Annotated in this window: 12 protein-coding genes; 4 read left to right on the forward strand and 8 right to left on the reverse strand. The window is 58.2% G+C overall.

The window, feature by feature from the left end:
• Positions 1 to 61: 61 nt before the first annotated feature.
• From dapB to grpE, 4 genes are all read right to left on the reverse strand, one after another.
• A complete protein-coding gene (dapB, locus tag ACP7C6_RS26970) occupies positions 62 to 868 on the reverse strand; it encodes a 4-hydroxy-tetrahydrodipicolinate reductase (protein WP_311893907.1) in 807 nt (268 codons plus the stop codon).
• Positions 869 to 878: 10 nt separating this feature from the next.
• Positions 879 to 2,003, reverse strand: a complete 1,125-nt coding sequence (gene dnaJ, locus ACP7C6_RS26975) for a molecular chaperone DnaJ (protein ID WP_016976814.1) — start codon at positions 2,001 to 2,003, stop codon at positions 879 to 881.
• A 318-nt stretch (positions 2,004 to 2,321) separates the two neighbouring features.
• Positions 2,322 to 4,238 (reverse strand): molecular chaperone DnaK, encoded by a 1,917-nt coding sequence (dnaK, locus tag ACP7C6_RS26980; protein WP_028617977.1) that lies wholly within the window; start codon positions 4,236 to 4,238, stop codon positions 2,322 to 2,324.
• A 102-nt stretch (positions 4,239 to 4,340) separates the two neighbouring features.
• Positions 4,341 to 4,901: a nucleotide exchange factor GrpE gene (grpE, locus tag ACP7C6_RS26985; RefSeq protein ID WP_028617978.1), complete on the reverse strand. Its 561-nt coding sequence runs from the start codon at positions 4,899 to 4,901 to the stop codon at positions 4,341 to 4,343.
• A gap of 254 nt (positions 4,902 to 5,155) precedes the next feature.
• On the opposite strand from grpE, the gene recN reads away from it, so the two are divergent.
• Positions 5,156 to 6,829, forward strand: a complete 1,674-nt coding sequence (gene recN / locus ACP7C6_RS26990) for a DNA repair protein RecN (protein WP_028617979.1) — start codon at positions 5,156 to 5,158, stop codon at positions 6,827 to 6,829.
• Positions 6,830 to 6,914: 85 nt separating this feature from the next.
• Here the strand turns inward: recN and fur are convergent, their stop codons facing one another.
• Entirely contained in the window at positions 6,915 to 7,319 is a 405-nt protein-coding gene (fur, locus tag ACP7C6_RS26995; protein WP_003194220.1) for a ferric iron uptake transcriptional regulator, read from the reverse strand.
• A gap of 98 nt (positions 7,320 to 7,417) precedes the next feature.
• Between fur and ACP7C6_RS27000 the strand changes: the two genes are divergently transcribed.
• Positions 7,418 to 7,945, forward strand: coding sequence for an outer membrane protein assembly factor BamE (locus ACP7C6_RS27000; protein ID WP_426109480.1), 528 nt, complete (start codon positions 7,418 to 7,420; stop codon positions 7,943 to 7,945).
• Between the two features lie 63 nt (positions 7,946 to 8,008).
• Here ACP7C6_RS27000 and ACP7C6_RS27005 read toward each other — a convergent pair whose 3' ends face one another.
• Entirely contained in the window at positions 8,009 to 8,311 is a 303-nt protein-coding gene (locus ACP7C6_RS27005; protein WP_028617981.1) for an RnfH family protein, read from the reverse strand.
• The gene (locus tag ACP7C6_RS27010) at positions 8,304 to 8,738 is read right to left on the reverse strand and encodes a type II toxin-antitoxin system RatA family toxin (RefSeq protein ID WP_426109481.1); all 435 of its coding nucleotides are present in this window, start codon (positions 8,736 to 8,738) and stop codon (positions 8,304 to 8,306) included. The genes ACP7C6_RS27005 and ACP7C6_RS27010 overlap by 8 nt, the downstream gene beginning before the upstream one ends.
• Before the next feature lie 168 nt (positions 8,739 to 8,906).
• Between ACP7C6_RS27010 and smpB the strand changes: the two genes are divergently transcribed.
• Complete coding sequence (gene smpB, locus ACP7C6_RS27015; protein WP_005791513.1) at positions 8,907 to 9,389, forward strand: SsrA-binding protein SmpB; 483 nt, start codon at positions 8,907 to 8,909, stop codon at positions 9,387 to 9,389.
• Between the two features lie 35 nt (positions 9,390 to 9,424).
• On the opposite strand, the gene ACP7C6_RS27020 is transcribed toward smpB, so the two are convergent.
• Positions 9,425 to 10,192, reverse strand: coding sequence for an FCD domain-containing protein (locus ACP7C6_RS27020; RefSeq protein WP_028617983.1), 768 nt, complete (start codon positions 10,190 to 10,192; stop codon positions 9,425 to 9,427).
• 251 nt (positions 10,193 to 10,443) lie between these two features.
• On the opposite strand from ACP7C6_RS27020, the gene ACP7C6_RS27025 reads away from it, so the two are divergent.
• Positions 10,444 to 12,138, forward strand: coding sequence for a lactate permease LctP family transporter (locus ACP7C6_RS27025; RefSeq protein WP_028617984.1), 1,695 nt, complete (start codon positions 10,444 to 10,446; stop codon positions 12,136 to 12,138).
• Positions 12,139 to 12,181 lie beyond the last annotated feature (43 nt).

Genomic DNA, 12,181 nt, shown 5'->3' on the forward strand with positions numbered 1-12,181 from the left:
GTCGCTTAGCGGGTAAAAACGGGGCCTCAGCATAAGCTTGAGGCCCTGCTTTAGCTACTCATTAGTGCAGATCCAGCACATCGCGCATGTCATACAGGCCCGGCTCGCGGCCTTCCAACCAGAGCGCCGCACGTACCGCGCCCTTGGCGAAAGTCATGCGACTGGAGGCTTTGTGCGTGATTTCCAGGCGCTCACCTTCAGTGGCGAACAACACAGTGTGATCACCCACAACATCACCACCACGCACGGTTGCGAAACCAATGGTGTCCCGCTCCCGCGCACCGGTATGACCTTCACGGCCGTACACCGCGACTTTCGACAGGTCACGACCCAACGCATCGGCAATCGCCTCTCCCATGCGCAGCGCAGTGCCCGACGGCGCGTCGATCTTGTGACGGTGATGGGTTTCGATGATCTCGATATCCGCCTCATCACCCAGCACGCGCGCCGCCAGATCCAGCAGCTTGAGCGACAGATTCACACCGACACTGAAATTGGCGGCGAACACGACAGGGATATCCTTGCCCGCCTCCACCAGCAACTGCTTCTGCTCAACCGTCAAACCGGTGGTGCCGATCACCATGGCCTTGCCCGCCTTGCGGCAGAACGCCAGGTTTTTCAGCATCACGTCGGGCAGGGTGAAATCGATGAGCACATCGAATTCGTCCGCCACCTGCTCCAGATTGCCGGACAACGACACACCAATGCGCCCCAACGAGGCTAGCTCACCAGCATCCGCACCAATCAATGTGCTGCCAGGACGAACAATCGCTGCAGTCAGCCCAGAGGCCGGCGAGCGCTGCTGCACCGCCTCGACCAGTGTCTTGCCCATGCGCCCGGCAGCGCCCATTACGGCTATACGTCGCATACTCAATTCCTTACAGGTCGCCGAAGAAGCGCTTCACGCCATCGAAAAAGCCCGCAGTCTTCGGCGAGTGGGAGTCATCACCTTCCATCGAGCTACGGAACTCTTCAAGCAATTCACGCTGGCGACGGTTCAGGTTGACCGGTGTTTCCACCGCCACACGACACATCAGGTCACCAGCGCCACCACCGCGCACCGGCGCAACGCCTTTGCCACGGATGCGGAACTGTTTGCCGGTCTGCGTGCCTTCAGGGATCTTGAGCTTGACGCGACCATCAAGGGTCGGAATCTCCAACTCGCCACCCAGCGCCGCATCAACAAAGCTGATTGGCACTTCACAGAACAGGTGCTTGCCGTCGCGCTGGAAGATCGAGTGCTCGCGCACGTTGATCACCACGTACAGGTCGCCCGTAGGCCCACCCTGGGTACCCGCCTCGCCTTCGCCCGACAGGCGAATACGGTCACCGGTATCCACGCCAGCCGGCACTTTTACCGACAGCGTCTTGTACTCTTCGACACGACCTTCGCCGTGGCAGGAGTCGCACGGATCGGAAATGATCTTGCCCTGGCCATGGCAGCGCGGGCAGGTCTGCTGCACCGAGAAGAAGCCCTGCTGCATGCGGACCTGACCAATACCACCGCACGTCGGGCAGGTGATGGGCGACGAGCCCTTCTTGGCGCCCGAGCCATCGCACGGCTTGCAGTTGACCAGCGTCGGCACACGGATATTGACGCTGGTGCCGCGCACGGCCTCTTCCAGGTTCAATTCCAAGGTGTAGCGCAAGTCGCTGCCACGCTGGGCACCGCCACGCTGACCACCGCGGCCACCGCCGAAGAAGTCGCTGAACACGTCACCGAAAATATCGGAGAAGTTCTGACCGCCAAACCCGGCACCGCCGCCACCCATGCTCGGGTCGACGCCGGCATGGCCGTACTGGTCGTACGCCGCACGCTTGTTGGGATCAGACAGACATTCGTAGGCCTCATTGGCCTCTTTGAACATTTCTTCGGATTCTTTGCTATCCGGATTACGGTCCGGGTGGTGCTTCATCGCCAAGCGACGGTAGGCCTTCTTCAGGTCCGCCTCGCTGGAACCGCGCTCCACACCCAATACTTCGTAATAGTCACGCTTTGCCATAAGTCTTTGCACTCTTAAGGACGTTCAGCCAGACCCTCCTGAGCCTTGCCAAACTCGTTGAGCCCCAATACAGGCCCGGACCCAACTCACGTCAATTCAACGATCCTGGTCGTTACTACTTTTTAGCCAGGGACCCGGCCAAAAGTGCGGTATTTACTGCTCGGAAAGCAGGAGCATTCCCGATCACACCGCCAGCATCCGAACACTGTCGCATGCTGTAAAAATTCGCATACCCCAGACACGCCAACGCGGGAGCAAGCTCCCGCGCGGCGACATCCTACCAGTCACCGCTTGATAGCGGTCAACCGGGCGACCAACTTACTTCTGGTCTTTGACTTCTTCGAACTCGGCATCGACAACATCGTCGTGCTTGGCTTCAGGCTCTGCCTGTTGCGCAGCACCGTCAGCTGGCTGACCTTGTTCGGCGTACATTTTCTGAGCAACCGGTGCAGAGACTTTCGACAACTCTTCGATCTTGGCTTCGATAGCGGCCTTGTCGTCGCCTTTAACAGCGGCTTCCAGGGCAACTACAGCAGCTTCGATGGCGGTCTTCTCTTCAGCCGTCACTTTATCGCCAGCATCAGCGACCATTTTGCGTGTCGAGTGAACCAGTGCATCACCCTGGTTACGGGCGCCAGCCAGCTCAGCAAACTTGGCATCCGCATCAGCGTTGGCTTCAGCATCACGAATCATCTGTTGAATTTCTTCATCAGACAGACCGGAGTTGGCCTTGATGGTGATCTTCTGCTCTTTGCCAGTCGCCTTGTCTTTCGCGCCGACGTGCAGGATGCCGTTGGCGTCGATGTCGAAGGTTACTTCGATTTGCGGCACGCCACGCGGTGCTGGTGGAATCTCGGCCAGGTCGAACTTGCCCAGGGACTTGTTCTGAGCAGCCTGCTTACGCTCACCTTGCAGCACATGGATGGTCACGGCGCCCTGATTGTCATCGGCAGTCGAGAACACTTGCGATTTCTTGGTAGGAATCGTGGTGTTTTTCTCGATCAGCGCAGTCATTACGCCGCCCATGGTTTCGATACCCAGGGTCAGCGGGCTGACGTCCAGCAGCAGCACGTCTTTCACATCACCGGCCAATACCGCGCCCTGGATGGCAGCACCCATGGCAACCGCTTCGTCCGGGTTCACGTCTTTACGTGCTTCTTTACCGAAGAACTCGGTCACTTTCTGCTGAACCAGTGGCATACGGGTCTGACCGCCGACCAGGATCACGTCGTTGATGGAACCAACGTCGATACCAGCGTCTTTCAGCGCAATGCGGCAAGGTTCGATGGTGCGCTGAACCAGGTCTTCAACCAGAGCTTCCAACTTGGCGCGAGAGATCTTCACGTTCAAGTGCTTAGGACCGGTGGCATCTGCAGTGATGTACGGCAGGTTCACGTCGGTCGACATGCTCGAGGACAGCTCGATCTTGGCTTTCTCAGCAGCTTCTTTCAGGCGCTGCATCGCCAGCGGGTCACCCTTGAGGTTCATGCCGCTTTCTTTCTTGAATTCGTCAACGAGGTAGTCGATCAGACGAATGTCAAAGTCTTCACCCCCCAGGAAGGTGTCGCCGTTGGTGGCCAACACTTCGAACTGGTGCTCGCCATCAACTTCAGCGATCTCGATGACCGAGACGTCGAAAGTACCGCCACCCAGGTCATAAACGATCACAGTGTGGTCGCCTTTGGCCTTGTCCATACCGTAAGCCAGAGCAGCTGCGGTTGGTTCGTTGATGATGCGTTTTACGTCCAGGCCCGCGATGCGGCCGGCGTCTTTGGTCGCCTGGCGCTGGCTGTCGTTGAAGTAAGCCGGAACGGTGATCACCGCTTCGGTCACAGCTTCACCCAGGTAGTCTTCGGCGGTCTTCTTCATCTTTTTCAAGACTTCAGCCGAGATCTGTGGTGCCGACATCTTGTTGCCATTTACTTCTACCCAGGCGTCACCGTTGTCAGCCTTGGCGATTTTGTAAGGCACCATCTTGATGTCTTTCTGCACGACTTCTTCGTCGAACTTACGACCGATCAGACGCTTTACTGCGTACAGGGTGTTGTGCGGATTGGTGACAGCCTGGCGCTTGGCCGACTGACCAACCAGGATCTCGCCATCATTTGCGTAAGCAATGATCGACGGCGTGGTACGCGCGCCTTCGGCGTTTTCGATTACTTTGGCTTTGCCGTTTTCCATGACGGAGACACAGGAGTTGGTGGTCCCCAGGTCGATACCGATAATTTTGCCCATGATTTACTCTCCCGAAACTTGAATTTGGTTGCCGCAGCAGTGGTGGCTAACTGCGGTAGCACTTAAACGCTTGACTTATAGATGGGGGCTTTGCAGCGTATTTCAAGCCTGCTCATCAATAGAAGGCGAAACTGGTGCAGGCGCCTTGCTCACTACGACCATCGCCGGGCGCAGCAAGCGACCATTGAGCAGATAACCCTTCTGGAACGTTTTGAGCACGCTGTTCGGCTCCAGGTCATGGCTTTCCTGCATGGCCATGGCCTGATGATGCTCAGCGTTGAACGGTTCGCCGCCTTGTGGATCGACTGCTTCCAACTGATAACGCTTCAGGGTGTCCTGGAACATTTTCAGGGTCAGTTCGATCCCTTCGCGCATCGGGCGGATGTTTTCGTCGTCCGGGTTGGACAATTCAAGGCCACGTTCCAGACTGTCGATGATCGGCAGCAAGTCATTGGCGAATTTTTCCAGTGCGAACTTGTGAGCCTTTTCTACATCCTGCTCGGCACGGCGGCGGACGTTCTGCAGATCAGCGGCAACACGCAAAGACTGGTCCTGCGCAGCGGCCAATTGCTCTTCGAGCACTTGCACACGAGTCGCCAGCTCATCGCCGACAGCCGAATTGGCGTCTGGAGTTTGCGTATCCTGCGTCTGTTCGTCAGCCATAGTTTTCTCCTTTCAAAATCATGCGCGAACTCAACTCGCGCTTCTGTTCGGGTATATGGGGCCACAATTTCCAGGTTCAAGGGCGCAAGCGTTACCAAAAGTCTTTCGACTGACCTTCATCAATTCCTGCTTGGTCATTCCTGATTGCACTTAAAAAAAGCCGGGTTCAAGCAAATCGACCTAAGCACCAGGATTGTCAGCCTCAGATAAAACACTGTATAAATAACCAGACCTAAAGCCTGGGAGCGGCCGTCATGCTCGTGCACCTGTCCGTACATAACTACGCCATTGTTGAACATCTGGATCTCGAGCTGGATCGTGGGATGAGCGTAATCACAGGCGAAACCGGCGCCGGCAAGTCGATCATGCTCGACGCCCTAGGCTTGACCCTGGGTGATCGCGCCGACAGCGGCGTGGTACGCCCCGGTGCGGACAAGGCCGACATCCTGGCCACCTTCGACCTGGCGGATATTCCCGAGGCAGAGGCCTGGCTGGCCGAGCGCGACCTTAATAATGAAGGCCCGTGCATCCTTCGGCGGGTCATCACAGCGGAAGGCCGGTCCCGCGGCTATATCAATGGCACCCCCTGCCCGCTTGGCGACCTAAAAGCCCTGGGCGAACTGCTGATCGATATCCACAGCCAGCATGAACACCAGTCCCTGCTGAAAACCGATACCCATCGCCGCCTGCTTGATGAGTACGCTGGCGCCACAGACCTTGCCCGACAGGTGCAACTCGCCGCCCAACGCTGGCGCCAGACTCGCCAGGAGCTGGAGCGACTCTCCAACTCCGGCGATGAACAGCGAGCTCGCCATCAATTGCTCAGCTATCAACTCGAAGAGCTGGAAAGTCTGGGCTTGGGCGAGACCGAACTGGAGCAGCTTGAGCAGGAACACAAGAACCTCACCAACGCGGAAACCTTGCTGGGCATTTGCCGCCAAGTGGTAGAGCAGTGCAGTGAGAGTGACTCCGGCAATGTACTTAACGCGTTGACCGCCAGCCTCAATCGCCTCTCTAGCGTGAACAGCGCCTCCGGCTCACTGAGCGAGGCCACGACCTTGCTCACCAGCGCACAGATTCAAGTAGAGGAAGCCGTCGGTGAGCTGAATCGCTTCCTGGACCACTTCGATGCCGACCCCGCACGTCTTCAGGACATAGAAGAACGCCTCGACACTATCTATACCCTGGCGCGCAAACATCGCATCCAGCCCACCGAAGTGGCGACGATGCAGCAAAAGCTGCTGGATGAAATCGAGACCCTGAACGCCAACGATGAATCCATCGAGCGCCTGGGCGACGAGCTCGCCTCTTTCGCTCGCCATTACCAAGAGAAGGCGCGCGAACTCAGCGACTTGCGCCAGCAAGCAGCGACGAGCCTGGCCGGCGCAGTGGAGCTGGAGATCCAACGCCTGGGCATGCCCGGCGGTCGCTTCACCATTGAATTGCGCACCAACGCCAGTAACGAACTGCAGCCCCACGGGCTGGAGCAGGTCGAGCTACTGGTCAGCGCCAACCCCGGGCAACCGCTCAAGGCACTGGCAAAAGTGGCCTCCGGCGGTGAACTGTCGCGAATCAGCCTGGCCATCCAGGTGATTACTGCGCAAACCTCACGGGTGCCAACGCTGGTGTTCGACGAAGTCGATGTGGGGATCGGTGGGCCGACGGCAGAAATTGTTGGCCAGTTGTTGCGGCGCCTGGGGGATCGTGGCCAGGTACTGACGGTCACCCACTTGCCACAGGTGGCAGCCCAGGGGCATCAGCACCTGTTTGTGCACAAGGTGCGCGGCAGCGATGCAACACACACAGCCGTGTCCAAGTTGAATAAGTCGGAACGCGTTGAAGAAGTGGCACGCATGCTCGGCGGGATCGACTTGACCAAGGAGTCCTTGGCGCACGCGAAAAAAATGGTCGTGGCGGCGAAGGCCTGACCGGATAATTTCGCCTCTATAGAAAGCACGAAGGCGACCCTGAGGTCGCCTTCGATCATTTTGCAGCGCGAATCTGCAGCGCTTGTTACTTTTTCTTACGGATGTACAAGACCAGATTATGGTCAACCAGATCGAAGCCATGCTCCTCAGCAATCTTGTGCTGCAGCGCTTCGATTTCCGGACTGGTGAACTCGATAACCTCATTGGTATCCAGGTCAACCATGTGGTCGTGATGACCACCGTCAGCCAGTTCAAATACTGCATGACCGCCGTCGAAATTATGACGAACCACCAGCCCTGCGGCTTCAAACTGGGTCAGTACACGGTAAACCGTGGCCAGGCCGACGTCCTCGTTAGACTCCATCAGCGCCTTATAGACATCCTCGGCACTCATGTGACGCTGCTCAGCAGAATCGAGCATTTGTAGAATCTTGACTCGTGGCAGAGTCACTTTGAGACCGGCTTTGCGTAGTTCGCTATTTTCAACCATGGTTAGCTTTCTCGCGGATGCTGCTTCGCAGCTTCTCTTAATACGGGTATGATCGGCGTTTACGTTGTCCCAGCCAAGATAGTGGAAGTCGCCCACCGATGCAAAACACCAAGCTCTTGCTAACCAGTTTCACCTTTGTGGGACTGCTCGCACTCGCCGGTTGTTCATTCCCCGGGGTTTACAAAATCGACATCCAGCAGGGCAATGTCGTCACGCAGGACATGATAGACCAGTTACGCCCCGGAATGACCCGACGGCAAGTACGGTTTATCATGGGTAACCCCCTGCTGACCGACACATTCCATGCCGATCGCTGGGATTATCTCTACAGCCTGCAGCCTGGTGGCGGTGAACGCCAACAGGAGCGCGTCAGCGTCGTTTTCAATGGCAATGACCAGCTTGTCAGCCTGTCCGGCGACTTCATGCCCGGCGTAAGCCGTGATGAAGCCTTGCTTGGCAAAGACAATGGCACCAACGTCACTGCGCCGGAGCAGGAAGGCGAGAAGCCGAAGTCCGAAGTGCCGGCCAAACCAGGCTCTCTGCTCGACAAGATCCAGAAAGACGTCGACGGCGTGGAAACGGTTCCCGTCCCGACGCCACAGCCTCTGGATACCAGCCCGCAGTAATTTTGCGACGCTCAACAAAAAGCCCGGCATGCCGGGCTTTTTGTTGCCTGCCATTTGGCCGACCTATGAATTCTGTTGCTTGGCCAGCGCCGCCTTGGCTGCGCGCAACCTGCGTATTTCTTTTGGGTCTGCCAGCAAGGGGCGGTAAATCTCAATGCGATCACCCGCCTGCACACAACGCACTTCAGCGTCCGCGACCACTTTGCCGAATATACCCAAAACGCAGCCAGCCAGATCCAACTCAGGGAATTGCGCCGCAATACCTGACGCCTGCACCGCCGAACGCAGGCTAGTGCCGGCTGGCACCGTCACCGCCAATAGAACCTGACGATCCACGCCGGCGTACACCACCTCAATCTCAACCATGCAGTTGCTTGGCTCGCTGGCAGAATGCATCCACCAGGGTATTGGCCGCCTGATTGAACAAAGGCCCCAACGTCGCGCGCACGATAGGCCCCGCATAATCAAAGGAAAGGTCCAGGCTGATCTTGCAGGCCTTGTCCGTTAAGGCCTTGAATACCCATACCCCGTGGAGCTGGGTAAACGGCCCCTCCTGTAAATCCATTTCAATGGATTTCCCAGGCACCAGCACATTGCGCGTCACAAAATGCTGGCTCAGGCCGCCCTTCGCGACCCCGACACTGGCGACCATGTGCTCATCACTGCTTTCCAGCACCTCGGCCGTTGAGCACCACGGCAGGAATTCCGGGTAACGCGCCACGTCGTTGACCAGGTCATAGAGCGCCTGTGCCGGATAGGGCAGCAGCGCTGAACGTTGAATATGCGTCGTCATGTGTGCGTCATTTCCACAGCTGAGCAGCAAACATCGCGGAAGAACAGCCCGATCCGCGAAAGAAAAAAACCAGAGAACTGCCCGCATTGTCCGGGATTCGTCCAACACGCTCAAGCACGCAGGTTGACCGTAGCCGACAGGCTCGCAACTCCCTATAATGCCGCCCCTATGGCTAAACAAAAGAAACACCCCACAGGGACCATCGCGCAAAATAAAAAGGCGCGACACGATTACTTCATCGAACATCGGTTCGAGGCTGGTCTGGTCCTGGCCGGCTGGGAAGTAAAGAGTCTGCGTGCCAGCAAGCTGCAACTGGTCGACAGTTACGTGCTGCTCAAGGATGGCGAGGCATGGCTGCTTGGCAGTCATATCACCCCGCTGACCACTGCGAGCACTCACGTGATTGCCGATCCGGTGCGCACGCGCAAGCTGCTGCTCAATGCCCGCGAACTGGAAAAGCTCGCCGCCGCCGTACAGCAGAAGGGCTACGCCTGCGTCTGCCTGTCCTGGTACTGGAGCAAGCACCTGGTCAAATGCGAGATTGCCTTGGGCAAGGGCAAGAAGGAATACGACAAGCGCGATACCGAGCGCGAGCGCGACTCCAATCGCGAACTGCATCGCGCCGTGCGCAACAAGGGCAAGGAAGACTGATCCTTGCTGTGATGTAGCCTTGGGAGGTCCCTCGGCTACATCCCCTTGCGCCGCTCCGCACGCGCCACGCGCTGAACTTCCTGACGCACTTCTTCCAACACTTCCTGCACATACAGCAGGTGACGCGTTGAGACTTCCCGTGCCTGCTCGGCGCGCCCCTCGATAATCGCCAGGTACAGATCCCGGTGCTGACTGATCAGCATGTCGCGGGTTTCCGTTCGCTGCTGATACATGCCGCCGATGTTGGTCACCACGTTACGTTTAAGCAGGTCGAACAGACCGCGAATGGTGTGCAGCAACACGGCGTTGTGGCTGGCCTCGGCGATGGCCAAGTGAAACCGCGCATCCGCTGCGCCCTCCTCGGCCCGACTCACCTCATCGGACCGGGTGTAGCAATCCTGTAGCGCTTCGAAGGCAGCCGTAAGACGCTCGCGATCAACCTCCGTTGCGCGCAACGCGGCGTAGTAGGCGCAAGAGGCCTCAAGGGTCTGACGAAACTCCAGCAGATCACGCTGAGCCTCGGGGTTGTTCTCCAACAGGTGCAACAGCGGGTCACTGAACGTAGAGCCCAATGATTCAGCCACGTAGTTACCACCGCCCTGGCGGCTGACGAGCAAACCTTTGGCTGACAGTTTCTGGATCGCCTCCCGCAAAGAAGGGCGCGACACCCCGAATTGCTCAGCCAACGCGCGCTCGGCCGGCAAGCGTTCACCCGACTTCAGCGTGCCCTCAAGGATCATGCCCTCAAGCTGCTCGACAATGTCATCGGACAAACGGCGCTGACGCACCTGATCAAACCCCATCACTCACTCTCCACCATCCCGACCACTCGCCGGGGCTCTATTCTCGCCTATCGCAGCGCTTGCAGCACCTATCAGAACGCCTTCGTTTCAGCCGATCAGTACACCCTGCTTACCAACTTACGACCAAAGTTTTGCGGGCGGCAAATTGACACACCCCCACCAAGGCTTTTACTCTAGCCCACAGCGATTGTAAATTGGTATTACCAATTACCCAAGCTGACCAAACAACAACAATCAGGGGCCACCCCACTATGCAAACCTGGCAACAGCTCTATAGCCCGCTCGGCAGCCTCGGCCTGTCCGCATTGGCGGCCGTTATTCCGATCGTATTCTTCTTCCTCGCCCTGGCCGTGTTTCGCCTCAAAGGCCATGTGGCTGGCAGCATCACCTTGGCGCTGTCGATCCTGGTGGCGATCTTCGCCTTCCAGATGCCGGTGGACATGGCATTGGCCGCCGCCGGTTACGGTTTTGCCTATGGCCTGTGGCCCATCGCCTGGATCATCGTCGCAGCGGTGTTTCTCTACAAACTCACGGTCAAAAGCGGCCAGTTCGAGATCATCCGTAGCTCAGTCCTGTCGATCACTGACGACCAACGCCTACAAGTGCTGTTGATCGGCTTCTGCTTTGGCGCCTTCCTGGAAGGTGCTGCCGGTTTCGGTGCCCCCGTGGCAATCACCGCTGCACTGCTGGTCGGCCTGGGCTTCAACCCGCTGTACGCCGCCGGCCTGTGCCTGATTGCCAACACTGCCCCCGTGGCCTTTGGGGCGCTGGGCATCCCGATTATCGTTGCGGGCCAGGTGACCGGCATCGACGCATTCAAGATCGGCGCCATGACCGGTCGCCAACTGCCGCTGCTGTCGCTGTTCGTGCCGTTCTGGCTGGTGTTCATGATGGACGGCGTGCGCGGCGTGCGTGAAACCTGGCCCGCTGCGCTGGTCGCAGGCTTGAGCTTTGCCGTCACCCAGTACTTCACCTCCAACTTCATCGGCCCGGAACTGCCGGACATCACCTCGGCCCTGGCCAGTCTGATTTCCCTGACGTTGTTCCTGAAAGTCTGGCAGCCAAAACGCACCGCAGGCGCACAAATCGCCGGCGCCACCTCCAGCGCGGCGGTCACCGCCAGTGCCGGCGGTTTCGGCCTGCCACGCAATACCATCGTCTCGCCCTACAGCCTCGGGCAGATTTTCAAGGCCTGGTCGCCGTTCCTGATTCTCACCGTGCTGGTCACCATCTGGACCCTCAAGCCGTTCAAGGCAATGTTTGCTGCCGGGGGCTCGATGTACAGCTGGGTATTCAACTTCGCAATCCCACACCTGGACCAACTGGTGATCAAGGTCGCGCCGATCGTGACCAACCCCACCGCGATTCCGGCCGTGTTCAAACTGGACCCGATTTCTGCAACCGGCACTGCGATTTTCTTCTCCGCGCTGATCTCGATGCTGGTACTGAAAATCGACATCAAGACTGGTCTTACCACTTTAAAAGAGACCTTCTACGAACTGCGCTGGCCGATCCTGTCGATTGGGATGGTGTTGGCCTTCGCCTTCGTCACCAACTACTCCGGCATGTCTTCGACCATGGCACTGGTATTGGCCGGCACGGGCGCAGCCTTTCCGTTCTTCTCGCCGTTCCTCGGCTGGCTGGGGGTTTTCCTGACAGGCTCTGATACCTCATCCAACGCCCTGTTCAGCTCCTTGCAGGCCACCACCGCGCACCAGATCGGCGTCAATGACACCCTGCTGGTCGCGGCCAACACCAGCGGCGGCGTCACCGGCAAGATGATCTCGCCTCAATCCATCGCCGTGGCGTGCGCCGCTACCGGCCTGGTGGGCAAGGAGTCCGATCTGTTCCGCTTTACTCTCAAGCACAGCCTGTTCTTCGCCACCATCGTCGGGCTGATCACCCTGGCCCAGGCCTACTGGTTCACCGGTATGCTGGTGCACTAAGACCTGCACGTAATGCCGCCGGATACGATTCCGGCGTCAGCTA

Origin of the sequence: Pseudomonas sp. TWR1-1-4 (assembly GCF_049897165.1) — a bacterium.
In the GTDB taxonomy this organism is placed as follows: Bacteria; Pseudomonadota; Gammaproteobacteria; order Pseudomonadales; family Pseudomonadaceae; genus Aquipseudomonas; species Aquipseudomonas canadensis.